Annotated in this window: 24 protein-coding genes; 20 read left to right on the forward strand and 4 right to left on the reverse strand. The window is 47.8% G+C overall.

All coding sequences use genetic code 11. The features are described 5' to 3' along the window. Window positions 1-23: 23 nt before the first annotated feature. The 3 genes from HF864_RS07060 to HF864_RS07070 all read left to right on the forward strand — a co-directional run bounded on the left by HF864_RS07060 (window position 24) and on the right by HF864_RS07070 (window position 2,881). On the forward strand, window positions 24-776 hold the full coding sequence (locus tag HF864_RS07060; RefSeq protein WP_169462284.1) for an NUDIX domain-containing protein: 753 nt from the start codon (window positions 24-26) through the stop codon (window positions 774-776). Window positions 777-849: 73 nt separating this feature from the next. Beyond that, window positions 850-1,404, forward strand: a complete 555-nt coding sequence (locus HF864_RS07065) for an isochorismatase family cysteine hydrolase (protein WP_169462285.1) — start codon at window positions 850-852, stop codon at window positions 1,402-1,404. Between the two features lie 31 nt (window positions 1,405-1,435). Beyond that, window positions 1,436-2,881, forward strand: a complete 1,446-nt coding sequence (locus HF864_RS07070) for a nicotinate phosphoribosyltransferase (RefSeq protein ID WP_169462286.1) — start codon at window positions 1,436-1,438, stop codon at window positions 2,879-2,881. A gap of 48 nt (window positions 2,882-2,929) precedes the next feature. Here the strand turns inward: HF864_RS07070 and yidA are convergent, their stop codons facing one another. Further along, on the reverse strand, window positions 2,930-3,757 hold the full coding sequence (gene yidA, locus HF864_RS07075; RefSeq protein WP_169462287.1) for a sugar-phosphatase: 828 nt from the start codon (window positions 3,755-3,757) through the stop codon (window positions 2,930-2,932). A gap of 17 nt (window positions 3,758-3,774) precedes the next feature. Beyond that, the gene (locus tag HF864_RS07080; RefSeq protein WP_169462288.1) at window positions 3,775-5,127 is read right to left on the reverse strand and encodes an HD domain-containing protein; all 1,353 of its coding nucleotides are present in this window, start codon (window positions 5,125-5,127) and stop codon (window positions 3,775-3,777) included. A 140-nt stretch (window positions 5,128-5,267) separates the two neighbouring features. Between HF864_RS07080 and HF864_RS07085 the strand changes: the two genes are divergently transcribed. The 6 genes from HF864_RS07085 to HF864_RS07110 all read left to right on the forward strand — a co-directional run bounded on the left by HF864_RS07085 (window position 5,268) and on the right by HF864_RS07110 (window position 10,700). Continuing rightward, complete coding sequence (locus HF864_RS07085) at window positions 5,268-5,684, forward strand: DUF1934 domain-containing protein (protein WP_346774612.1); 417 nt, start codon at window positions 5,268-5,270, stop codon at window positions 5,682-5,684. A 70-nt stretch (window positions 5,685-5,754) separates the two neighbouring features. Further along, window positions 5,755-6,339 (forward strand): DNA-directed RNA polymerase subunit delta, encoded by a 585-nt coding sequence (gene rpoE / locus HF864_RS07090; protein ID WP_169462307.1) that lies wholly within the window; start codon window positions 5,755-5,757, stop codon window positions 6,337-6,339. Window positions 6,340-6,501: 162 nt separating this feature from the next. Further along, entirely contained in the window at window positions 6,502-8,109 is a 1,608-nt protein-coding gene (locus tag HF864_RS07095; protein ID WP_169462289.1) for a CTP synthase, read from the forward strand. Between the two features lie 201 nt (window positions 8,110-8,310). Next, a complete protein-coding gene (locus HF864_RS07100; RefSeq protein ID WP_169462290.1) occupies window positions 8,311-9,570 on the forward strand; it encodes a UDP-N-acetylglucosamine 1-carboxyvinyltransferase in 1,260 nt (419 codons plus the stop codon). Between the two features lie 103 nt (window positions 9,571-9,673). Then, window positions 9,674-9,919, forward strand: a complete 246-nt coding sequence (locus HF864_RS07105) for a type B 50S ribosomal protein L31 (RefSeq protein WP_169462291.1) — start codon at window positions 9,674-9,676, stop codon at window positions 9,917-9,919. An 85-nt stretch (window positions 9,920-10,004) separates the two neighbouring features. After that, window positions 10,005-10,700 carry a class A sortase gene (locus tag HF864_RS07110; RefSeq protein WP_169462292.1) on the forward strand — a complete coding sequence of 232 codons (696 nt, stop codon included), beginning with the start codon at window positions 10,005-10,007 and terminating at the stop codon, window positions 10,698-10,700. A gap of 38 nt (window positions 10,701-10,738) precedes the next feature. On the opposite strand, the gene HF864_RS07115 is transcribed toward HF864_RS07110, so the two are convergent. Then, entirely contained in the window at window positions 10,739-11,209 is a 471-nt protein-coding gene (locus tag HF864_RS07115) for a low molecular weight protein-tyrosine-phosphatase (RefSeq protein ID WP_169462293.1), read from the reverse strand. Between the two features lie 142 nt (window positions 11,210-11,351). Between HF864_RS07115 and HF864_RS07120 the strand changes: the two genes are divergently transcribed. From HF864_RS07120 to HF864_RS07150, 7 genes are all read left to right on the forward strand, one after another. After that, window positions 11,352-11,909, forward strand: a complete 558-nt coding sequence (locus HF864_RS07120; protein ID WP_169462308.1) for a LemA family protein — start codon at window positions 11,352-11,354, stop codon at window positions 11,907-11,909. Window positions 11,910-11,929: 20 nt separating this feature from the next. Continuing rightward, the gene (gene htpX / locus HF864_RS07125; protein ID WP_169462294.1) at window positions 11,930-12,829 is read left to right on the forward strand and encodes a zinc metalloprotease HtpX; all 900 of its coding nucleotides are present in this window, start codon (window positions 11,930-11,932) and stop codon (window positions 12,827-12,829) included. A 185-nt stretch (window positions 12,830-13,014) separates the two neighbouring features. Next, complete coding sequence (gene murF, locus HF864_RS07130; RefSeq protein WP_169462295.1) at window positions 13,015-14,403, forward strand: UDP-N-acetylmuramoyl-tripeptide--D-alanyl-D-alanine ligase; 1,389 nt, start codon at window positions 13,015-13,017, stop codon at window positions 14,401-14,403. A 48-nt stretch (window positions 14,404-14,451) separates the two neighbouring features. Then, entirely contained in the window at window positions 14,452-15,966 is a 1,515-nt protein-coding gene (locus HF864_RS07135) for a DEAD/DEAH box helicase (RefSeq protein ID WP_169462296.1), read from the forward strand. A 3-nt stretch (window positions 15,967-15,969) separates the two neighbouring features. Then, complete coding sequence (acpS, locus tag HF864_RS07140) at window positions 15,970-16,344, forward strand: holo-ACP synthase (RefSeq protein ID WP_169462297.1); 375 nt, start codon at window positions 15,970-15,972, stop codon at window positions 16,342-16,344. Beyond that, window positions 16,337-17,455 carry an alanine racemase gene (gene alr, locus HF864_RS07145; protein ID WP_169462298.1) on the forward strand — a complete coding sequence of 373 codons (1,119 nt, stop codon included), beginning with the start codon at window positions 16,337-16,339 and terminating at the stop codon, window positions 17,453-17,455. The genes acpS and alr overlap by 8 nt, the downstream gene beginning before the upstream one ends. Before the next feature lie 14 nt (window positions 17,456-17,469). Beyond that, entirely contained in the window at window positions 17,470-17,823 is a 354-nt protein-coding gene (locus HF864_RS07150) for a type II toxin-antitoxin system PemK/MazF family toxin (RefSeq protein ID WP_205882317.1), read from the forward strand. 61 nt (window positions 17,824-17,884) lie between these two features. Here the strand turns inward: HF864_RS07150 and cbpA are convergent, their stop codons facing one another. Continuing rightward, window positions 17,885-18,529, reverse strand: coding sequence for a cyclic di-AMP binding protein CbpA (gene cbpA / locus HF864_RS07155; protein ID WP_169462299.1), 645 nt, complete (start codon window positions 18,527-18,529; stop codon window positions 17,885-17,887). 197 nt (window positions 18,530-18,726) lie between these two features. Here cbpA and pth point away from each other — a divergent pair, with 197 nt between their 5' ends. From pth to HF864_RS07175, 4 genes are all read left to right on the forward strand, one after another. After that, on the forward strand, window positions 18,727-19,287 hold the full coding sequence (pth, locus tag HF864_RS07160; protein ID WP_169462300.1) for an aminoacyl-tRNA hydrolase: 561 nt from the start codon (window positions 18,727-18,729) through the stop codon (window positions 19,285-19,287). A 37-nt stretch (window positions 19,288-19,324) separates the two neighbouring features. Continuing rightward, on the forward strand, window positions 19,325-22,897 hold the full coding sequence (mfd, locus tag HF864_RS07165) for a transcription-repair coupling factor (protein WP_240936894.1): 3,573 nt from the start codon (window positions 19,325-19,327) through the stop codon (window positions 22,895-22,897). Then, the gene (locus tag HF864_RS07170; RefSeq protein ID WP_169462302.1) at window positions 22,898-23,179 is read left to right on the forward strand and encodes an RNA-binding S4 domain-containing protein; all 282 of its coding nucleotides are present in this window, start codon (window positions 22,898-22,900) and stop codon (window positions 23,177-23,179) included. 120 nt (window positions 23,180-23,299) lie between these two features. Next, on the forward strand, window positions 23,300-23,662 hold the full coding sequence (locus HF864_RS07175) for a septum formation initiator family protein (protein ID WP_169462303.1): 363 nt from the start codon (window positions 23,300-23,302) through the stop codon (window positions 23,660-23,662). Window positions 23,663-23,796 lie beyond the last annotated feature (134 nt).

The raw sequence follows: 23,796 nt of genomic DNA on the forward strand, positions 1-23,796 counted from the left end.
CAACTAAGAAGGTGAGAAATGGAATGAGCGAGGAAATTATTGCCCGTCCGTTGATTACAATCACCAACATCATTTGGAGCTTTAATCGGCAGACGCATGAAATGCAGCTGCTTTTGATCAAGCGATCGGAAGCCCCATTTCAAGATGCCTGGGCCTTGCCGGAAACTCTTTTGCGCAGTACGGAAAGTGCCGATGATGCTGCATTGCGCCTGATCAAAGACAAGATTGGTCTTGAGGTACGTTCAACGGCAACTGAACAGTTGGCAACATTTACGGCTCCACATCGTTCAGTGGGGGAGCGGGCCTTGGCATTGGCCTACATGACTTTTTTGCCGGCCATGCCCAAACTAAAGCCTGGTTATGGTGCGGTAGCTGCAGAATGGTTTGCTTTTGAGAATTTCGGCCATCATTATTTATTAAGTGATGGCAAGCAGCGGTTTGATCTTTCTGATACCTCACAGGCCTTGGCGTTTGATCATGATCAAATCGTTACGACGGCCATTCAGCGGATTCGCAATAAGCTGGACTACCAGCCAACGGTTCTGCAGGTGTTAGGACCAACGTTTACGCTTAAAGAGGCCCGTGAGGTTTATGCGCCGTTTTGGCAGTTGCGAGCTGACCAGATTGATAATTCCAATTTTCGCAAAACGCATCAGCATCTTTTTAAAGAAGTCGGGACGGCTACCACGCGCAGGCGCAGCGGTCGGCCTCCTAAGATATATGCATTGGCGAGCTTGCCAAATCCATTGGAAAGGAGTAAAGTTGACAACAATTAAAGTCAACTTTACTTTTTTTTGCGCTTATTAAAGTAATTTATACTTTTATCCAGTGATTTGAGAGGTGAAACAAATGGTAAACGAGGCACTGCTGATTATTGACTATACCAACGACTTTGTTGCTGATGATGGTGCCCTAACCTGTGGCAAGCCCGCCCAGACTCTAGACGATCACATTACAGAACTGGCCGACTCATTTTTAAAGGCCGGCAAGTGGGTCTATCTGCCAACCGACGTTCATCAGCCAAATGATCCGTATCATCCGGAAAGCAAATTATATCCCCCGCACAACGTTAGAGGAACCTGGGGTCGCAAGCTTTATGGTCAGCTTGGCAATTGGTATGAAGAGCATAAAGATGATGAGCATGTCATTTTAATGGACAAGACGCACTATTCATCATTTTGTGGCACGCCCTTGGATCTGCGCTTGCGTGAAAGAAAAATCGACACGCTGCATTTGACCGGAGTCTGCACGGATATCTGCGTTCTGCATACGGCGATTGCTGCCTATGATCTGAATTACCAGATCGTCGTACATGAAAAAGCCGTAGCAACTTTTGATCCAGCTGGTCAAGACTGGGCAATGCGGCATTTTAAAAACGTATTGAACGCACGAATTGAAGATTAAGCAAAGTTAGATAAGTTGAGGGAGAGAGAAAATGGCAATGTCTGAAGAATTATTGACGGATCTGTATGAATTTTCGATGGCCAATGGCTACTATGCGACCCTGCCGCATGACCAAGAAGCGGTTTTTGACGTCTTTTACCGCAACGTTCCCGATAATGGCAGCTTTGTCATTGCGGCTGGGCTGGCCCAGGTTGTTGAGGCTTTGGAGAATTTTCACTTTACGGATGATGACATCAGCTACCTGCGATCATTAAATCTGTTTTCGGCTGGCTTTTTAGACTACCTGGCCAATCTGGAGTTTTCCTGCACGGTTCGGGCAATTCCGGAAGGTACGCCGGTATTTCCACGGGAGCCAATGCTGACGGTCAAGGGCCCATTGCTGCAGTGTCAATTACTGGAAACGTTTGTATTAAACATCTTGAACCATCAGTCACTGATTGCTACCAAGTCGCGCCGTATCTGTGCGGCGGCTGAGGGACGTGCGGTGATGGAATTTGGCGCGCGGCGGGCACAGGGACCAGATGCCTCGGTCTTTGGTGCACGGGCTGCTGTCATCGGTGGGTGTACCAGCACGTCCAACTGTTTGGCAGCCAAGAAATTTGGCCTGGTGGCTGCTGGGACGATGGCACACAGCTGGATTGAAAGCTATCCTGACGAACTGACGGCTTTTCGGGCATGGGCTCAGGTTTACCCCGACAGTGCCTCACTGTTGGTTGATACCTATGACGTCTTAAAGAGCGGGGTGCCAAATGCAATTAAGGTCTTTAAAGAACTACGGCAGGCCGGGCATGAACCGGTTGGCATTCGCATTGATTCCGGTGATTTGACTCAATTGGCAACCAAGGCGCGGCAAATGCTGGATGAGGCCGGATTTGAAAATGCTAAGATCACGGCCTCCAATGCGCTGGATGAAACCGTGATCCAAGCATTGCTCAAAGAAGGGGCACCACTGGATAATTTTGGGATTGGTGAAAAGCTGATTACCAGCTCGACTTCACCGGTTTTGAGCGGAGTCTACAAAATGGCGGCCTTAAAGGTAGATGGTCAATGGCAGCCAAAGATCAAGCTCAGCAACAGTCGTGAAAAGGTAACGCTGCCCGGCGACAAGATGGTCTATCGGCTCTACAAAAAGGATGTCCCCAAGGCTGCCTTTGCCGATGTGATTGCACTGGCCGATGAAGAGCTGCCAGCCACGCTTTATGCAATCAATGCTGATCCATTGGCAACCAATGATGAGATTGAATTGAGCAACTTTATCGCCAAACCATTGCAACAAGAAGTCGTTGGTCAAAATGCACAGCCAATTGAAACCAATGTCATGAAGCTGCAAGCCTCAATGAAGCATCAGCTGGCTGAGCTGCCAAAAGCAACCCAGCGGCTGATCAATCCAGATATTTACCAGGTATATCTGACGCCAAAGCTGTTTAAGCTGCAGCAACAGTTGATTAAAGAACACCATCAAAAGGCCCAGGGCTAGGCCATACAAAAAAGCGTCGCACCATCTGCGACGCTTTTTTGTTGATTATTAGGCATTTAAGACATATTTTTCAATAGCTTCGGCAACCCCATCGTGATTATTATCATTTTCGGTAACTACATCAGCCATCTGCAAAGTGTGTTCAATTGAGTTGGCCATTGCAACGCCGGTTCCGGCAAATTCAATCATGGACTCATCATTTTGCGCGTTGCCAATTGCCATAACGTTGTCGGCATTCAGTCCCAGCTTATCAGTCAAAGCAGCCAAGGCCACGCCTTTGCTGGTCTGCTTGTTGATCAGTTCCAGGTAGAAAGCCTCGCTGCGAACGACGCGGAAACGATTGCTTAGTTCTTTTGGCATATTGGCCAAAGCAGCGTCGATCTTTTCTTTTTCATCGGTCATCATGGCTTTGCCGATCGTAATCGATTCGCGCATGTGATTTAGCTGATCCATGCTGCGGTAGCGCAACGGCATTGATACCAGATTGGACTCGTAGACCGTGTATGGATTGATATCCTGATTAGGCGTGTAGATGTAGTTGCTGGTTTCAATGATAGAAGAGACGTTTTGCTTGCGGCAGTACGCCTCAAAGTCAATATAGTCGTCAAAATCGACCGTGTAGTGAGCCAAAACGGTGCCATCAGTAGCCTGGGCCAGGGCACCGTTATAACAGATAACGTATTCGCTGGCAGAATCAGCCAGGCCCAGTTGGTCAACGTAGGCCTTGACGCCAGTCATCGGACGACCGGTACACAAAACGATCCGAACGTCGCGTTTGGTAGCCTCATTGATAGCGGCAACGGTTGCCGGGGTGATTTGACGATGGTCGTTGATCAGCGTGCCATCAATATCAATGGCAACAAGTTTGATTGACATAAAAAAACCTCCTGAGTTTAGTCGGCAATGACTTGGTTGTTTTTGATACAGTGTTGAAATGCTTCGTAGATCGGCTCAAAAATCTCGATGTCGTCTTGTTCAGTCAGCATCTCGCGTGGGAAAAAGAAGCGCTGATCGCCAGCTTCACGACCTGAGACGCTTGCTACCAGCGTGCTGACCTGTGACAGCTCAACCAGCTCACCATTAGGATAGATGAGCTCAATTTGAGTCTGGGGCTTAAAATCTTGTGGGTTATAGGTGTCATAGGGCAGCTTGTAGCTGGAGTCGACAGCTGTATAGTAGTCAACATCAAAACCAGCCGTGGCAATCAATTCACGCAGCTTAGGCAGCATGAACCGAGTCTGCTGATCATAGACGGCGGATTTGAATGGTCGCCGATTGATGAAACGCTGGGCCAGATCGCTGAGAATGCGATCGCTGGAACTCATCCAATGAATAAAATAAGTAGTCAAAACGCCATCGTCAAGTGTCAGGTAGTCGTTTAAATCATAGTGGCCATTGAAAAACGGCATCAAGAGCTTAGGCGTGAAGTCCGGCTGATACTGACTGGGATGCTGATAAAGCCACTTGGCCCGCATCAGTAAGTGATCCAAGATAACCTCCATTGAGCGTGAGACTGGATGAAAGTAAACTTGTAGATACATTTGCAGCCGGCTGAGAATGTAGTCCTCGACGGCGTGCATGCCATTAATTTCAAAAGCAATGCCATCCTTGACTGGCCGCATCATGTGCAAGACGCGATCCAGATCGAATTTGCCATAATTGGTCCCCGTATAATATGAGTCGCGCTGCAGGTAGTCCATGCGATCGGCATCAACTTGGCTGGAGATCAGCTGCACTACTTGCGGATTTTGATAGGTATGATCGATCACGCTGGCAACCTTTTGGGGAAAATCCTTGCCAACGCGCTGCAAAATCCGGTTGATGCTGGTTGATTCGCTGGTGATGATGCGTCGGGTGATCTGCTCATGATCAGTGTGAAAAATATGTTCAAACGTATGTGAGTATGGTCCATGCCCCAGATCATGAAGCAAGGCTGCACATAAGGCAACGGGTCGCTCTTGATCATTCCAGAGACCATCATTTGGTGACTGCTGCGGATAGTTGCGCTGAAACAAATTGCAGATGCGCCGCGTAATTTCATAGACGCCCAGACAATGACCAAAGCGGGAATGCTCGGCGCCATGAAAGGTCATCGAAGAGGTGCCAAGCTGCTTGATTCTGCGTAGTCGTTGAAATTCCGGCGTATCAATCAAGTCGAGAATGATTTGATTGTCAACGATAATCGTGCCGTGGATCGGGTCACGAAAGACTTTTTCGCGCGGCAGCTGTTCATCTTTAAATGTCATGACTAATCCTTTCTTAGAAAAAGCAGTTGGTCTAATTATACAAAAATATTATTTAGTCCGCATTGGTTGAGAAATTAAAAACAATCCGCGTATAATCAAATTGAAAAAATCGAACAAGGGGGGCCGAGTCTATCAAATCCATTGTACCAGTCAAGGTCAGCTTAAATACAAAAATGACTCAGGATGGCAAAAGCGATCATTATCATTTTGAAGAAGACGGTCAATTCGTAACGTTGGAAAACGGTCAGCACTATCTGCGCTATGTCGAGCATCAGGGCAGCCAGGCCACACCGGTTCAGTTTCGGATTGCAGAAGACGAGATTCGCTTGATTCGCAGCGGCGCGCAGAAAACACATTTTTGCTTTGCTAATGGCAGTGAGCATCTGACACATTATCAAACAGAATACGGGCGAATTGCCCTGCGTGTCGTTACCAATCGCTTGGATGCCGACTTGAATCTGGCAGCCGTTGCCGGTCGCGTTGAGATTTGCTATCAGCTGCTGATGCAGGATCAATTAATCGGCAACTATCAGATTCAATTGCAATTTGGCGCGTAATATCGTATTATGTAGAGTAGACTTTTTGAGACTTTTTGAAGGGATGTGCACCAGTTTGGATTTAACCCATTTGGATTTAAAGGTTTTCGATGGCCAAGACAAGTCAGAACTGTCCATGATCGAAGTAGCGCACGCTATTTTGGCCTACCATGGTGAAGCAATGGCGTTCGCTGATTTGACCAACGAGGTTCAGCAATATCTTGGTAAGAGCGATGAGGAGATTCGGGAACGGCTCCCACAGTTCTACACGGACCTGAACGTCGATGGCAGTTTTATTTCCCTTGGTGACAATACTTGGGGCCTGCGTGCATGGTACCCATATGAATCAATCGATGAAGCCACGGTTGGCGAAAACGAAGAAGAAGAGGATCGTCCAAAGAAGAAGCGTCGCAAAGTCAATGCCTTCTTGGCAGGTGCTGATGAAGACGACGACGTGATCGACTACGACAACGATGATCCAGAAGATGACGATCTGGCTGACGTTGACGACGAAAATGACAGCGACAGCGAAGAAGAAGACTACGATAACCCAGATTACGATGAAGACAATCCTCTGGGTGACGACGATGAGGATACCAATCTGGAAGATCAGCTCTCATCAGAAGGCTTCGATGACGAAGACGACGATGAAGATGATGACGACGAAGAAGAATAAATAATACATCACTCTTGACTAACCAGTCTGGTCTTTGTATTATTTTACTTGGGCTCCCAAGTTTATCTTGGGACTTTTCGTTTTAAAGGGCTCCCTGTTTCAATGAAATGGGGAGCCTTTTTGTATTAGAGAACCGGACGCAGTTCCAAAAGGAGAGAAATAATGACTAAATACATTTTCGTAACTGGTGGGGTTGTTTCATCATTGGGCAAAGGGATCATTGCTGCATCTCTTGGCCGATTGCTGAAAAACCGGGGTCTGAAAGTGGCCATTCAAAAGTTTGACCCATACTTGAACGTGGACCCTGGGACGATGAGCCCTTACCAGCACGGTGAGGTTTTCGTTACCGATGATGGTACGGAAACCGACTTGGACTTGGGACACTACGAACGGTTCATTGACAATAACTTAAACAAGTACTCCAACGTTACGACTGGTAAGATTTACTCAGAAGTGCTGCACAAGGAACGGCGTGGCGACTACCTTGGTCGGACGGTTCAGGTAATTCCACACATTACCGATGCCATTAAAAACAAAATCAAGCGGGCCGGCGAGAGTACGGATGCTGAGATCGTGATTACTGAAATTGGTGGTACGGTTGGGGATATCGAATCACAACCGTTTATGGAAGCCATTCGGGAAATGAAAAAGGATGCCGGCGCCGAGAACGTGCTATACATTCACGCTACGCTGATCCCATACCTGCATGCCGCTGGCGAAATGAAGACCAAGCCAACGCAGCACAGCGTTCGTGAGCTGCGGGGTCTGGGAATTCAGCCTAACATCTTGGTCGTACGGACGGAAGCACCGATTACCGACAGCATGCGCAAAAAGATTGCCATGTTCTGTGACGTTGATGAAAATGCCGTTATCGAATCGCGCGACGTCAAGGTTTTGTATGAAATTCCACTGAAGCTGCAAAAGCAGGGAATGGACCAACTGGTAGTCGACCACTTTGGTCTTGACGTTCCAGAAGCTGACATGCGTGACTGGACCAATATGATTCACCACATTGAAAATGGTCTGACCAACACGGTAACGATTGCGATGGTTGGTAAGTACACGGATCTGCAAGACGCCTACATCTCAGTCAACGAAGCGCTGCGCCATGCCGGCTACCCAGTCAACGCCAAGGTTAAGATTGACCACTTCAACTCTGAAGACATCAACGATGAAAACGTGGCTGAAAAGCTGGGCAAGTATGATGGAATCTTGGTTCCCGGCGGCTTTGGCTCTCGTGGGGTCGAAGGAATGATTGCCGCAATCAAGTACGCACGTGAAAATGACGTACCATACCTGGGGATCTGCCTGGGGATGCAGACGGCCTGCATCGAATTTGCTCGTGACGTACTGGGCTACAAGGATGCCAACTCAACCGAGTTCAATCCAAACACTGAACACAACATCATTGATCTGATGCCGGATCAAGAAGACGTTGAAAATATGGGTGGTACGCAGCGACTGGGTTCATACCCATGCAAGCTCAAGGCTGGGACCAAGGCTGCGGCTGCTTATGGCAACAAGACGATGATCCATGAGCGTCACCGTCACCGTTACGAATTCAACAATGAATATCGTGAAGCTATGGAACAAGCCGGTTTGGTTATTTCTGGTGTCAATCCAGATCGTAATCTGGTTGAAGTCGTAGAACTGCCAAAGAACAAATTCTTCGTTGCAGCTCAGTACCACCCAGAATTCCTGTCACGGCCAAACCGTCCAGAAGGTCTGTTTGCTGCCTTCGTTAAGGCGGCTGCCGAAAATCAAAAATAATTAGTCTGTATCATAAAAAACGACGCGATCAGAGATGGTCACGTCGCTTTTTAGACTGGCAAGGCGTAAGTTATGAAGATTGTTTGAAAAGGTTGTAATTTAGCGGTTTATTAATTATCATTAAAGCTGACTGTTTTAAAAATAAAGAAAGATTCAACTTAGAAAACAATTATCAATTTTGTAAGCGAGGAAAAGACAATCATGAAAAAAATGATCATTCAAGGAGGAAACCGACTTTCGGGCGAAGTAACCATCGGCGGAGCCAAGAACAGTACCGTGGCTTTGATTCCGGCGGCTATTCTGGCCGATACGCCTGTTCAGTTTGATACCGTGCCGGATATCTTGGATGTTCACAATCTGATGATTATTTTGGAGTCAATGAACGTCAAATCATCGTTCAAGCATGGCGTCTTAAATATTGACCCCACTCAAATCATGGAAGCTGAACTGCCCAGCAAGGCGATCAAGAGTCTGCGGGCTTCCTATTATTTCATGGGAGCCCTGCTTGGCCGCTTTCATCGAGCAACGGTAACTTTCCCAGGTGGCGACAACATTGGTCCTCGGCCAATCGACCAGCACTTGAAGGCTTTCAAGGCTTTAGGCGCCAACGTCAGCGAATCGGGCGGCACCGTAAAGATGGACGCGCCAAACGGACTGCATGGAACGCGGATTTTTATGGATATGGTTTCAGTTGGTGCTACGATCAACGCGGTCTTGGCCGCCGTACGGGCTCAGGGAACCACGATTATCGAAAACGCGGCTCGTGAACCCGAAATCGTTGACTTGGCAACCTTCTTGAACAACATGGGGGCTAAGATTCGTGGTGTTGGGACTGATACGATTCGCATTACCGGCGTTGATACGCTGCAATCAATGAACACGCATACGATCATTGCCGACCGGATCGAGACCGGGACCTACCTGTCATTGGCTGCTGCAATGGGTGATGGAATCATGTTGAACAACGTGATTCCAGAACACTTGGAGGCTTATACCAGCAAGCTGATTGACATGGGGGTTGACCTGCAGATCGACAGCGATAAGATCTATGTTCCCAAAACCGACCACCTCAAGCCGATCAGCGTCAAGACGATGCCTTACCCAGGTTTTGCTACCGACCTGCAACAGCCATTGACGCCGCTGCTTTCCAAGGCTGACGGAGAAAGCACGATTGTTGATACGATCTATCCAAAACGAGTCAAGCACGTCCCTGAACTGCAAAAGATGGGAATGAATATTGAGACCCAAGATGGCCAGATCGCCGTTCGTCATACGGAAAAACTGCACGGTGCCGATGTCAAGGCTGGTGAGATTCGGGCCGGAGCTTCCTTGATGATTGCTGGCTTGATGGCAGATGGTCAAACGGTTATTCATGATGCCGACCATATTTTGCGCGGTTATGACCGAGTTGTCTGGAAACTCAACCGTTTAAATGCCGACGTTAGAATTGAAGAAGAATAGAAAATGACAGAGTAGTTGCAAGTTGGACAAAGATATGTTAATCTGTGAAGGTTGATTATCTATGTTTCAGGCAATGATTCATGGCAAAAGGAGCGTAAAATTTATGAAACAAGGAATTCATCCAGATTACCACTTGGTAGTTTTTGAAGACTCAGCAACCGGCTACAAGTTTATCTCCGGTTCTACTGCTACTTCTAAGGAAACCGTTAAATGGGAAGACGGCAACGAATACCCACTGATCCGGGTTGAAGTTACCTCTGATTCTCACCCATTCTACACGGGCAAGCAAAAGTTCACGCAAGCCGATGGTGCCGTGGACAAGTTCAACAAGAAGTACGGCCTCAAGTAAGCCGCATCTTGGCCAAAAGTCTCACTGCTGGATTTTCCGCGGTGGGGCTTTTGTTTTATCATTATAAAAGTTGAGGAAGCAAAACATGCATCGCAAGTTAAACTGGCTGCGCTGGAGTGCCGCGGCAATTCTCTTTATCATTGGCCTGGTCTTGATCTTCAACCAGCAGATTAAGTCAGCATTAGTTGATAGCTATCGTCCTGCGGTAACGCGCAAGGCAGTAGTCAAAAATCAAAAGAAAAAGGCCAGCTATGATTTTGACAGTGTTCAAGACCTCAGTCTGCAAAGCGTTGCCGAGGCCCGTGCCAAAAAACAAGCCATCAACGTGATTGGTGAGATTGCCATTCCTGACATTGATATGGTACTCCCAATAGCCAAAGGGGTTGACAATACCACGTTAGCGCTGGCGGCTGGAACCATGCGCGAGGACATGCAGATGGGCAAGGGCAATTATGCGCTGGCTGGACATAATATGGCCAATGGCAGTAAAATCTTGTTCTCGCCGCTTTACTACCATGCTAAAAAAGGTCAGATGATCTATCTGACTGATATGGATCGCGTTTATGAATATCGGATCTATCAGCGCAAGTTTATTAAGGCCACTGATGTTCAAGTCGTCAACGATACCAAAAAGGCCATCGTTACCTTGATTACATGTGATGATACTGGGAAGGGCCGCTTGATGATTCGCGGTAAATTAGTGCGCAGCGAGAAGTTCTCCCAGGCACCTAAAAAAGCCCAAAAAGCCCTCAGCAGTAAATACACGACTGGGCGCGATTAACCAAAAAAGGATCAGACGCAAAATGCGCCGATCCTTTTTTATTTGGTCTGCAGCTGTTCTTTAACGACGTCCAGCCAATATGGCAAAGCTTCGGCCAAACTGTCGTAGGTGTCCTGGAAACGATGCGTATACCAGGGATCGGGAATTGACGTGCCCTTTTTGCCTGGTACTATGTCAAAGGCCTCGTAGATTTTATCACGGTCTTTTTTAGGTGCAATGGTTTTTAAATGGCGGATATTCATATCGTCCATACCGATGATCAAGTCGGCCGTATCAAAGTCGGCTTGGCTGATTGGCCTTGAGATTAGGCCTTCAGTTGGCAGATGGTACTTGTGCATGATTTTTAAGGCACCAGGATGGGGACCATTACCTTCTTCTTCATAGCTGGTTGCAGCGGAGTCGACTTGAACCTGGTCAGCAAGATGATTTTGGGCAATCATCTGTTTAAACATCGCCTCTGCCATTGGTGAGCGGCAGATGTTGCCCAGACAGACGAATAAGACTTTCATAAAAAACTCCTTATCAATACTTTTACAAATTATTCTATAAAAGTTTAAGTTTTTATGCAAAACAGCAAAATCATTTTATTCACTTATCATTAACTGTTATCATTAAGAAAATCAATCTCTTAAGGAGGAGTAGTAGTTTATGATGGCAGCAATTATCGTTGCAGTAGTCGTGATTCTGCTGATTGTATGGTATGTCAGCATGTACAACGGCTTTGTCACTACGCGCAATCAGGTTGAGGAATCGGCCAGTCAGATTGACGTTCAGCTGCAGCGTCGAAACGACCTGATTCCAAATCTGGTTAATACGGTTAAGGGGTACAGCAAATATGAAGCTGGTACGCTGGAAAAGGTTACCGCGTTGAGAAATCAGCTGGCTGGTATGAATATGGAAGATGATCCGCAAAAGACCATGGAAATTTCTAATCAGCTGAGTGGCACCTTAAAGACACTGTTTGCCGTTAGCGAAGCCTATCCAGACTTAAAGGCCAGTGCGGAGTATCAAAAACTGATGGAAGAACTGACCAATACGGAAAACAAGATCGCCTACTCACGTCAGCTCTATAACAGCTGCGTACGGCGCTTTAACGAAAAACTGCAGGCTTTCCCATCCAATCTGGTCGGTAAGATTCATCACTTTACCAAGTTTGAATACCTGCAGGTGCCAGCTGAGGCTAAGGAAACGCCAAAAGTTGAGTTTTAAAATCGAGCTGAGGGACACGCATGCTTTATCAACAAATTAATATGAATAAGCGGCGGACGGTCTACGTGGTCTTCGGCTTTTGTCTGCTGGTAGCCCTGGTTGGTGCCGCAGTCGGCTATTGGCTGGCTGGTTCGGCAGTTGTGGGTATCATCATGGCATTAGTGATTGCTTTGATCTATACTTCGGTGATGATCGGCCAGTCAACGGATGTCGTGATGAACATGAATCATGCCCATGAGATTCATTCGGCAGCGGAGTCGCCAGAACTCTGGCACGTCGTTGAAGATATGGCAATGGTTGCACAGGTACCAATGCCGCGGGTTTTTATCATTGATGATCCCAGCCCCAATGCATTTGCAACTGGCAACGATCCTGAGCATTCGGCAGTCGCTGCCACGACCGGCTTGATGCAGATGATGAATCGAGAAGAGCTGGAAGGCGTGATGGGCCATGAGATAACGCACGTCCGCAACTACGATATTCGCTTGCAGACGATTGCATTGGCACTTTCGGCAGCCATCTCGTTTTTGGTCAATCTGGTCAGCAATTTTTGGTGGCTGGGCGGTGGCCGCCACGATGATGACGAAGATCGTGGGGTCAACATTTTTGGTATGGTTGCCTCAGTGCTTTTGATTATCCTGGCTCCTTTGGCAGCTGCCATTGCCCAGATGGCCTTGTCGAGAAATCGCGAGTATCTGGCTGATGCCGGTTCGGTAGAATTAACGCGCAATCCACAAGGGATGATCAGTGCCTTGCGTAAGCTGGAACATGCCGAACCAATGCAGCAGGCAGATCCAAGCAGCGCCTCGCTTTATATTACCGATCCAGAAGAAAACGCCAAGCGTCATCGCTGGCTGGATCATCTTTTTGATACGCATCCGCCACTGGAGGATCGGATCACCCGACTGGAAGAAATGTAGCATATTTTAAAACAAGGGTTTATGGATACCGATTGATAGCCATGAGCCTTTTTTGATGCTTAAAAATTAAGAACTATGCAATTGATAAATTTATAACCCTCGTTTTGTGATCATAAGGGTGATATAATTAATCAGTTAGACTAGTCGGTACGAAAGTTCAAAAATAAACAAAAGAGGAAATTTTCATGAAGATGAGTTTAGCCGAGATTGCCAAGGCAATTCGGGTGCAAAATGATATTGCAAAATGGCAGGATCTGGAAGCGACCAGCGTGGCTTTTGACAGTCGTGCCTTAGAAGACGGGGCACTGTTTGTTCCATTGATGGGTGAACAAGACGGACATCAATACGTCGCCAATGCATTTGCAAATGGCGCGGTAGCATCGCTTTGGGCCAGCGACCATGATCTGCCGGCAATGGATCGGCCACTGCTGGTGGTTGATGATCCGCTGCAGGCCTTACAGGAACTGAGCCAATACTACCTGCACAAGATCAATCCGTTCGTGGTTGCCGTAACGGGCAGCAATGGTAAGACGACCACCAAGGATATGACGGCTGCAGTCCTGGCAAGCCAAATGAATGTAACCAAAACCTATGCCAACTTCAATAACGAGATTGGTGTACCGGTTACGCTGCTCAATATGAATCCCAATACAGAAGCCGTTGTGGTTGAAATGGGAATGGATCGTCCAGGACAATTGGATTTTTTGAGCAAGTTGACTACGCCTGACATTGCAGTCATCACGATGATTGGTGAAGCGCATATTGAATTCTTTGGTACGCGCGACAAGATTGCCGATGCCAAAATGGAGATTGTACACGGCCTCAAAGAAGACGGTACGCTGGTCTACAACGGTGATGAGCCGCTGCTTAAAGAACGGGCCGCCAAGATCAAGCAGTACACCAAGACGTTTGGTCGTGAATTGGGTAATGATCTGTATGCTACCAGTGTTACGACTGCGCCTAGCCATGTTACGTTCCAGGTCAATGAATGGCCAGGATTGAGTTTTGATCTGCCAATGGGTGGTGAATACAACGTCAACAACGCCTTGGCAGCCATCACGGTTGGCAAGCTGCTGCACGTCAAGCCGGAAAACATGCAGCAGGCCTTGGCTGGCGTTGAATTAACGGCCAACCGTGCTGAATGGATTCAAGGCGATGCTGGCGAGGCGATCTTAAGCGATGTCTATAATTCCAATCCAACGGCCGTTAAGCAGGTTATCAAGACGCTGGCCACGGTCAAGACCAATGGCCGGCATATTGCCGTATTGGGCGACATGCTTGAATTAGGCGATGCTTCGGCCAAATTGCATGCCAGCTTGGCTGAGGCAATTTCGCATGATCAGATTGATGCCGTTTACCTGGTTGGCAAGGAAATGAACAATCTAAAAGATCAGCTGATTAAAGACGGTTATCCACAAGCAGATATCCATAGCTATGATGCTGATCAGCTTGAGCAGCTGACAAGCGATCTCAAAGCAGTACTGACAGCTGACGATGCCGTTTTGATGAAGGCCAGTCATGGCATTCATTTAGAAAAGGTTCTGGCAGAATTGGCCAGTGCCAATGAAAAGTAATCATAGTCATGAACGATCATGATTGAAAATTAAGGAGAATATATTTAAGTGAAATTTGGAGAATTAGGGTTGTCAAACAGCCTGCTTAAAGCCATCAAGCGCAGCGGCTATGAAGAAGCTACGCCCATTCAAGAACAGACGATTCCGATGGTTTTAAATGGCGATGACGTGATTGGTCAAGCTCAGACCGGTACCGGTAAGACGGCCGCATTTGGGCTACCGATCCTTGAACACATCGATACCCAGAATCCGGCTATTCAGGCACTGATTATCTCACCAACACGTGAGCTGGCAATTCAGACGCAAGAAGAGCTGTATCGACTTGGTAAGGACAAGCGGGCGAAGGTTCAGGTTGTCTACGGTGGTGCTGACATTCGTCGTCAGATCAAGAGCTTAAAGCACCAGCCAGAGATTTTGGTTGGTACGCCGGGCCGGCTGCGTGATCACATTCGACGCCACACGGTTGATCTCAGTCAGATTCATACGCTGGTCTTGGATGAGGCCGATGAAATGCTGAACATGGGCTTTTTGGAAGATATTGAGGCCATTATTAACGAAACGCCGGCAACGCGGCAGACATTGCTGTTCAGTGCTACGATGCCGCCAGAAATCAAGCGGATCGGCATGCAGTTTATGAAGGATCCTAAAACTGTACGCATTCAGGCTCAAGAGCTGACGACTGACCTGGTGGATCAATATTACGTGCGGGCACGCGACTACGAAAAATTTGATATCATGACCAGATTAATCGATGTGCAGGATCCGGACCTGACGATCGTGTTTGGTCGGACCAAGCGGCGTGTCGACGAACTGTCTAAAGGCTTGACGGCCCGTGGCTACAACGCGGCCGGTATCCATGGCGACTTGACGCAGGATCGACGGACCAAGATCATGAAGCGGTTTAAAGAAGGCAAGCTGGATATTTTGGTGGCTACCGACGTTGCGGCGCGGGGACTTGACATTTCAGGCGTTACCCATGTCTACAACTACGATATTCCATCCGATCCCGACAGCTACGTACACCGGATTGGTCGAACGGGTCGTGCCGGGCATCATGGCGTCTCACTAACGTTTGTTACGCCAAATGAGATGGATTACCTGCATGAGATCGAAAAATTGACTAAAGTCCGGATGCTGCCCTTAAAGCCACCTACGGAAGAAGAGGCCTTTAAGGGTCAGCTGGCCAGTGCCGTCAGCGAAATTGATGAATTGATTGCCCAGCCATCTACGCAGCGCTATGCCGAAGCTGCCCAAAAATTGCTGGAAACGCATGATGCGCTTGACTTGGCAGCAGCTTTGCTTAACGATATGACCAAAGAGGCGGCTAGTCAGGTACCAGTTAAGATTACGCCAGAACGACCATTGCCACGGCGCAAACGTCGCCAAAACAGTGGCTATCGTACCGGCAGCTACCGTCATGGTCATGGCAGCTCATCACACCGCAATTATCGTGGCGGCAAGCGCAGCGGCCAAAGCAAGAGTCGGCGCAGCTATCGCGAGGACTCAAACAACAAGAATCGACGTGGGTTTAACATTCGGCGGCGTGGCGGTCAGGAACAGTAGCCAATGATTCAAGGATTTGGAATTGATTTAACGGAAATTGCCCGCGTTAAGCGTGCCGTTGATAAAACGCCCAGCTTCGTTAAGCGGATTCTAACGCCGCCTGAACTGGAGCAATTAGCGACGCTGGGCGGTCGGCGCCGATACGAATATATCGCCGGTCGCTGGTCGCTAAAAGAGGCTTTTGCCAAGGCTTGGGGAACCGGGATCGGTCGCGAGGTTGGCTTTCAAGATATTGCGATCATCAATAACCAAAATGGTCGTCCGATCGTGGTTAAATCACCATTTGAAGGTCAGGTGTGGGCATCGGTCAGTCATACCGCCGATCTGGTAATGACTGAAATCATTTTGGAAAGGACAAGCGATCAGAGAAATGATTAGCGCACAATTGCGTGATGCCGCAATGGTAGTTGACCTAAAGGCATTGAAGCACAACATCAAACAGCAGCAGGCAGCTCTGCCAGTCAACAGTCGAATCTTGGCGGTCGTCAAGGCCGATGCCTATGGACATGGTGCTGTTCCGGTTGCCAATGCCGCTAAAGAAGCCGGCGTGGATGGTTTTTGCGTAGCCATGCTGGATGAAGGACTGGAATTAAGAAATGCCGGAATTGATCGGCTGATGCTGGTTTTGGGATTGACACCGGTTCATTATGCACCGATTGCGGCTCTAAACGACATCTCACTGACGGTTGGCAGCACTTCTTGGCTAAAGGAGTATGCCGAGTTGGCCAAGCATGAGTCGCTGCCACCATTAAAGGTCCATCTGGCACTTGATACTGGTATGGGCCGCATTGGGTTTCAAAGCGTAAAAGAGTTTAAGGAAGCCCTGGATCTGGTTAGACAGCCGGTATTTGTCTTTGAAGGGATGTTTACGCACTTTGCAACGGCTGATGTGGCTGACGATACCTACTTCAAACGTCAGCTGCAGCGCTGGCAAGAGTTTTTGGATACTGTTGATCAAAAACCGCCTTACGTTCATATGGCTAATTCCGCTGTTGGCATGTGGCATCGGGAAACGATTGCTGCCAATACGGTACGAATGGGGATTTCAATGTACGGCTGCAATCCATCTGGTCATGAACTGCCGGATTCATTGGATTTGCGGCCGGTTGCCTCAATCATTGCCAAAACAACCTTTGTCAAGCATCTCAAGGCTGGTGAGTCGGTCAGCTATGGCGCAACCTATACGGCTCAAAATGACGAATGGGTAGCTACCTTGCCAATTGGCTATGCAGATGGTTATCTACGGCGGATGCAAGGCTTTAAGGTGTTAGTGGATGGTCAAGAATGTGATATTTTGGGTCGCATCTGCATGGATCAGATGATGATTCGACTGCCTGAGTCCATGTCGGTTGGTACCGAGGTTGTCTTGATGGGAACTTCTAAAGACAAGACGCTTTTTGCAACTGATCTGGCTGACTACGCGCACACGATCAACTATGAAATCTTGACCAGTATTACACCACGTTTATTGCGGCGTTATCAAGACTAGGCAGGCGATGATGAATGGGAAAGATACGGATTCAACGCGGTGATGTTTTTCTAGCTGATCTATCACCGGTAATCGGCTCGGAACAAGGTGGCGTACGGCCAGTTCTGATTATTCAAAACGATGTCGGTAACCGCTACAGTCCGACGACGATCGTAGCCGCCATTACGGCCCAACTAACCAAGAATACCTTGCCGACGCACGTTAAAATCAAAGCATCCGAATCGGGAATCGCCCATGATTCGATTATTTTACTCGAACAGTTGCGTACGATCGACAAGCAGCGCTTAAAAAAGCATTTAACGCGGTTTGACGATCGGACTATGAAAAACGTTGATCATGCACTGCATATCAGTTTGAATCTATCGTAAACAAAAAGATCCAGTCATATTTGGCTGGATCTTTTTGTATATGGAAAAATCAATTTTTCAATTAGTAATTTGGATGCAGGTCTTCAATTTCTGGGACCTCAAAGCCTTTGCGATTCAGCCGTTTAACGACTTTATCAACCAAAGCCTGGTCGGCACTGGCCGGCAACGTAAACAGGATCTGCTTGTTGTGAGTCTGAGTTGGATCAAGGTTTAACGAGATGACGTTGGCAATGTCGGTAAAGCGCGTGATCTCTTTGGCTGCCGTTACCAAGGCGCCTCGTTCATCAGGTACCGTTACCGTCAGAACATAGCTGCCGGCATTGATGTTCCAGGCTTCAGCCAGCATGCGTAAAACGCGGCTGTGCGTCAAGATACCGTAAAAATGGTTGTCCTCATCTAAAACCGCAATGTATGGCAAGTCGCGAATGGTAAAGAAGACGTTGAAGAAAGCGGCCTTGATTGAGATGAACTTGGTTGAGTTCTTTAAAAGGCTGGTAACGGGCAGATCCATGTCGCCGTGGCGTGATTTATGCCGATAGATATGCATCTTATAGATGTTGCCTCGAAAAATCGTGCCAGTCTTATCCAAAACAGGTACACAGCGAAAACCGGTATTTTCCAAAACGGTCAGCGCCTCAGCCAAGGTGGCATCTTCAGGCAGGGTAGTCAGTTGATCCTTGGTCTTGATCAGTGAGTTGAAAATCATGATTGTGCCTCCAGTTTGATTACATTATGCGAATTAATCTATCAACATGATAGCACAAGTAGCAATGGTCTAATCAGCAAAAATCAGGTGGGCATTTGCTTTTTGATTGATCGTCACTTGCGGTATAATGATTGCACTGATGCTGGACGGGGTACGGCTCCGTGCGGCCTTTTTGCGTGTAAAGAAAGGTGATTTTAATGAAGATGATTGTAGGATTGGGTAACATTGGTTCTCGTTATGATGAGACGCGGCACAACACTGGCTTTATGGTTGTTGAGCAGATCGCGCGCGACTATCATTTGGGAGCATTTACCCATACCAAGTACGAAGCCGTTGCGGCTACAGGCATGATTGATGGTGAAAAGGTCATGCTGGTCAAGCCAACGACGTTTATGAATGATTCGGGCCGAGCCGTCAAACCATTGATGGATTACTATCAAATTGATCTGGCTGACTTGGTGATCGTGGCTGATGACTTAGATATGCCAGTTGGCCGTGTCCGGTTAAAGACGCATGGGGCCTCGGGTGGTCACAATGGTTTAAAGAGCATCATTCAGTATCTGGGAACCAAGAACTTCAATCGCGTCAAGCTGGGCATTGATCATCCCCAAAATGGAACAGTGGTCAGTCACGTGTTGGGACGCTTTACGGCACAAGAGCGGCCCGATTTTGACCAGGCTGTTGCCACCGCTGAGCATGCTCTGATCGACTGGGTTCATGGTGAGACGTTTGACCAATTGATGAATCAATATAACTAAAGCAAAAGGGGTGAATAATTTGCGTCTGACGGAATTTATGGAATCGACCAGCAATTTTGAAACGATCCTGGCCACGATTTCCGATCATAAAAATCAATTGATTACCGGAGTTTCCGGTTCTGCCACGACGCTTTTGCTGGCGGCATTGCATGAAAAGCTGAATCACCCACAGCTGATCGTGGTTGACAGTCTCTATCATATGCAAGAGCTGGCAGCCGATCTGGAAAATCTGTTGCCAGAAACCGAGATTTACCAATTTCCAGTCGAAGAGGTCCTGGCCGCTGAGGTTGCAACCAGCTCGCCCAATTACCGTTTGCAGCGAGTGCTAGCCTTAAACGCACTGCAAAAGCATGATCCGGCGATTGTGATTGCCTCAACGGCTGGACTGCGTCGCAAGCTGATCAAGCCAACTGAGTTTAAAAAGGCCGCCTTGCATCTAAAGCCAGGGATGGAACTGGATCCAACTGAGATGCGCGCCAAGCTGGGGGCAATGGGCTATCAGTACCAGCAGATGGTATTAAGGCCCGGCGACTTTGCTATACGAGGGTCGATTATTGATGTCTATGCCTTAAATACTGAGCTGCCGATTCGAATCGATCTTTTTGATACTGAAATTGATTCGCTGCGTACTTTTGATCCAGAATCTCAGCGCAGTCAAAAAAATCTTGCTGAAGTCACGGTTCTGCCAGCAACCGACTTTATCCTGCCAATTACGGAGTTCGAACGGGTTGCGCAGAAAATGACCAAAGAGCAGGCTGATCTGCAGGCATTGGTTACCGATCAGGAACAAAGACAGGTGCTCAATAGTCATTTTGCCGAACTGATCTCGGCGCTAAAAAAACATGAGCTGCCAGTTGAAATGTTGGAATATGCTGACCTGGTCTATCCTGAGGCGGCCTCGCTTTTAGACTATCTGCCGCCAGCTGGCAGTCTGTATCTGGATGATTGGCCACGCATTAAAGAAACGGGCCAGCGTCTGGAAAAAGACGAACTAAGCTGGCTGGACGAAAAAATGCAGCATCATGAACGGGGACAGGCCGGGTTGCTGGGGCATGATCCAGAGCAGCTGGTAACTGCCGATGCTCACGTCCAGACGTATCTGGCACTGTTTAAAAAAGGGATGGGTGCCAAACGGTTTGCCGCGCTGACTGATTTAAAGACGCGCCCCATGCAGCGTTTCTTTGGTCAGATGGCGCTTTTGAAAAGCGAACTGCAGCGCTGGCAAGCTCAAGGCGAAACGATTGTCCTATTGGCACAGAGTCAAGAGCGGCGCCAGCAGATGGCCAAGACCATGGCCGAGTTTGGCGTTCAAGCAGTTGAGACCCAGCCAGACTCACTGCTTGAGCATCAGACTCAATTGACGGCAATGACTTTGGCAAATGGCTTTGAATATCCGCAAGCCAATCTGGTCGTGATTACCGAAAATGAGATGTTTGCCCAGGTCAAGCAGCGCAAAATCCGACCGCAGAAACTGGCTAACGCGGAACGGCTCAAGAGCTATACCGACCTTAAGCCGGGCGATTACGTCGTACACGTCAACCACGGGATTGGGATCTTTTCTGGAATCAAGACGATGACGGTTGATGGGGCCAATCAAGACTACATGGTGGTCAACTATCGCAACCATGCGCAGATCTTTGTCCCAGTTACGCAGCTGGATCTGGTACAAAAATATGTTGCCAGTGAAGGCAAGGTGCCCCACATCAATCGATTGGGCGGTACCGAATGGGCTAAAACCAAGGCGCGCGTGGCTGCCAGAGTCGAAGACATTGCCGATGAGCTGGTTGATCTTTATGCGGCGCGGGAAACGGAAACGGGCTATGCCTTTCCTAAAGATGACTATCTGCAAGAAAAGTTTGAGGCCGAGTTCCCATATCAGGAAACGCCCGATCAGCTGCGCAGCATCAAAGAGATCAAAAAAGACATGGAAAGCGAACGGCCCATGGATCGGCTCCTGGTTGGCGACGTTGGCTATGGTAAAACGGAAGTAGCCTTGCGAGCGGTCTTTAAGGCGGTTTTAGGCGGTAAGCAGGTGGCCTTTTTGGTACCAACAACGATTCTGGCTCAACAGCACTATGACACCATGAAGAGTCGTTTTGAGGGATTTCCCATTGAGATCGCCATGATGTCGCGTTTTAGAACGCCCAAACAGCTCAAAGAAACTGAAGCAGGGCTTAAAAATGGCAAGATCGACGTAGTAGTCGGTACGCACCGACTGCTCAGCAAAGACGTCCAGTTCAATGATTTAGGGCTTTTAGTCATTGATGAAGAGCAACGCTTTGGCGTCAAGCACAAAGAACGACTCAAACAGCTCAAGCACAACATTGACGTGTTAACGCTGACGGCCACGCCGATTCCGCGAACGCTGCATATGTCAATGATGGGCGTGCGTGATCTATCGGTGATTGAAACACCGCCTGCCGATCGCTACCCAATTCAAACCTATGTAATGGAGCAAAATCAAGCCGCGATTCGTGATGGAATTCTGCGTGAGCTGCAGCGTGGCGGACAGATCTATTATCTGCATAATCGTGTCAATGATATCGAGCGAGTCGTGTTCGAACTGCAGGAATTGGTTCCTGAGGCGCGAATCGGCTATATTCATGGTCAGATGACCGAATCACAATTGGAAGGCGTGCTGTATGACTTTATTCGCGGTGAGTATGATGTTTTGGTAACTACCTCAATTATTGAAACCGGCGTTGATATTGCCAACGTCAACACGCTTTTTGTCGAGGATGCCGATCGAATGGGGCTTTCGCAGCTTTATCAGATTCGGGGACGCATTGGTCGCAGCAATCGTGTTGCTTATGCCTATTTTATGTATCAGCCAAACAAGGTACTGACGGAACTGGGTGAAAAGCGGCTGGCTGCAATTCGTGACTTTACCGAGCTGGGCAGCGGCTTTAAGATTGCAATGCGCGACCTGGCAATTCGCGGTGCGGGTAATCTTTTAGGCAAGCAGCAGCACGGCTTTATCGATTCAGTCGGCTATGATCTGTATTCAGAAATGCTGAGCGAAGCCGTTGCCAAAAAACGTGGTCAGGTCAAAAAGCCGGTCTCAAATGCCGAAATTGACATTAATGTGGAAGCCTATCTGCCGGATGAATATGTCAGCGACTCTAGGCAAAAGATTGCACTGTATAAACAGATTCGCCAAGCCAAGTCCGATCAAGAACTGCTTGATCTGCAAGGCGATTTGCTCGATCGATTTGGCGATTATGGCAAGCCGGTTGAGAATCTGCTGCTGGTCGGTAAACTGAAGATGAATGCCGATGCGGCAATGCTGGCATCCATCAAGCGGCAGCGTGATAATCTTAACCTGACGTTTACCAAGGCTGGCAGTCAGGTCATCAAGCCGCCAGCGATCATCAAGGCGCTTGCCAAAACTCGTTTTAAGGCAACGATGGGGCAGACTGATGATGGATGCTTGACGATCAGGCTGGTTATTCAGCCAAAGATGACGCAAAAAGACTGGCTTGAACAGTTGATCGTCTTGGTTAGCGGCATTAAGCAGGCTATCAATGCGGCAATTGAATCGAAGAATGATTCAAATGACAATGCCGCCTCCGCACAGGATCAAAAGCAAGATAAGGAAAGTGATGAATAAATGCGATTAGACAAATTTTTAAAGGTTTCGCGAATCATTAAGCGACGTACCGTTGCCAAAAAAATTGCCGATCAAGGCCGGATTCTGATCAATGGTAAGCCGGCAAAGTCATCCAGCAGCGTTAAGGCTGGAGACGAACTGACGATTCAGTTTGGCAATAAGACTGAGACGGTTCGTATCGATCAGATCATTGAGACAACCAAGAAAAGCGAGACTGATCAGATGTACACCATTATTGATGAAAAATTTGCCGAAGACTTCAGCAATCCCTTTGATGATTAGGGCAAATCGTCAGCAGATCTGACTAATCAATGATTTATCAAGGAATTAGCGATTGGGTTGGACAGACGGTTAAAAATACTGTTATACTTTGGACAATAATTACAAGGTGAGGAATTTTTAATGAAAGGTCGCAACGTATATAATCTTGACACGCCATACGTGCAGCAGAAAACGGCTCAACTGGCGGCTGATCTAGCATACGTCCGGCATGTCCGCAAACGCCGCTTTGTGATGATTTCGGCAATTATTGGCGTACTTGTTTTGATTCTGGGCTTTCAGCTCTGGCATAATCAGCGCCAGCTCGGTCAAGTCAACACGCAGATCCAGCAGACGCAGACACAGCTTACCAAGCAGAAGAACAAGCAAAAGGAATTAAATGCTCACATTAAAGAGCTTAATGATTCAGAATATCTGCAGCAGCTGATCCGCTCCAAATACAACTACGCCAAAAAAGGTGAAACGATTTATAACTTTGCTAATTAAGCTAAAAGCGCTTTTAAAATCGTGACAGCGTTTAACTGACGATAAAAGAAAGCGGTTTTGGTGTGTACCCAAAAAGCTGGAATTGAATATTAATTACTTGTAAACTGAATAAAAATTTTTATTAGGCAGCCAGC

Source organism: Lactobacillus sp. MRS-253-APC-2B (genome assembly GCF_012843675.1).
In the GTDB taxonomy this organism is placed as follows: domain Bacteria; phylum Bacillota; class Bacilli; order Lactobacillales; family Lactobacillaceae; genus Limosilactobacillus; species Limosilactobacillus pulli.

Bases quoted from the DNA above. Each gene is read 5' to 3' on its own strand.
- HF864_RS07060 (WP_169462284.1), top strand. From the start codon at position 24: ATGAGCGAGGAAATTATTGCCCGTCCGTTGATTACAATCACCAACATC.
- HF864_RS07065 (WP_169462285.1), top strand. From the start codon at position 850: ATGGTAAACGAGGCACTGCTGATTATTGACTATACCAACGACTTTGTT.
- HF864_RS07070 (WP_169462286.1), top strand. From the start codon at position 1,436: ATGGCAATGTCTGAAGAATTATTGACGGATCTGTATGAATTTTCGATG.
- yidA (WP_169462287.1), bottom strand. From the start codon at position 3,757: ATGTCAATCAAACTTGTTGCCATTGATATTGATGGCACGCTGATCAAC.
- HF864_RS07080 (WP_169462288.1), bottom strand. From the start codon at position 5,127: ATGACATTTAAAGATGAACAGCTGCCGCGCGAAAAAGTCTTTCGTGAC.
- HF864_RS07095 (WP_169462289.1), top strand. From the start codon at position 6,502: ATGACTAAATACATTTTCGTAACTGGTGGGGTTGTTTCATCATTGGGC.
- HF864_RS07100 (WP_169462290.1), top strand. From the start codon at position 8,311: ATGAAAAAAATGATCATTCAAGGAGGAAACCGACTTTCGGGCGAAGTA.
- HF864_RS07105 (WP_169462291.1), top strand. From the start codon at position 9,674: ATGAAACAAGGAATTCATCCAGATTACCACTTGGTAGTTTTTGAAGAC.
- HF864_RS07110 (WP_169462292.1), top strand. From the start codon at position 10,005: ATGCATCGCAAGTTAAACTGGCTGCGCTGGAGTGCCGCGGCAATTCTC.
- HF864_RS07115 (WP_169462293.1), bottom strand. From the start codon at position 11,209: ATGAAAGTCTTATTCGTCTGTCTGGGCAACATCTGCCGCTCACCAATG.
- HF864_RS07120 (WP_169462308.1), top strand. From the start codon at position 11,352: ATGGCAGCAATTATCGTTGCAGTAGTCGTGATTCTGCTGATTGTATGG.
- htpX (WP_169462294.1), top strand. From the start codon at position 11,930: ATGCTTTATCAACAAATTAATATGAATAAGCGGCGGACGGTCTACGTG.
- murF (WP_169462295.1), top strand. From the start codon at position 13,015: ATGAAGATGAGTTTAGCCGAGATTGCCAAGGCAATTCGGGTGCAAAAT.
- acpS (WP_169462297.1), top strand. From the start codon at position 15,970: ATGATTCAAGGATTTGGAATTGATTTAACGGAAATTGCCCGCGTTAAG.
- alr (WP_169462298.1), top strand. From the start codon at position 16,337: ATGATTAGCGCACAATTGCGTGATGCCGCAATGGTAGTTGACCTAAAG.
- HF864_RS07150 (WP_205882317.1), top strand. From the start codon at position 17,470: ATGGGAAAGATACGGATTCAACGCGGTGATGTTTTTCTAGCTGATCTA.
- cbpA (WP_169462299.1), bottom strand. From the start codon at position 18,529: ATGATTTTCAACTCACTGATCAAGACCAAGGATCAACTGACTACCCTG.
- pth (WP_169462300.1), top strand. From the start codon at position 18,727: ATGAAGATGATTGTAGGATTGGGTAACATTGGTTCTCGTTATGATGAG.
- mfd (WP_240936894.1), top strand. From the start codon at position 19,325: ATGGAATCGACCAGCAATTTTGAAACGATCCTGGCCACGATTTCCGAT.
- HF864_RS07170 (WP_169462302.1), top strand. From the start codon at position 22,898: ATGCGATTAGACAAATTTTTAAAGGTTTCGCGAATCATTAAGCGACGT.
- HF864_RS07175 (WP_169462303.1), top strand. From the start codon at position 23,300: ATGAAAGGTCGCAACGTATATAATCTTGACACGCCATACGTGCAGCAG.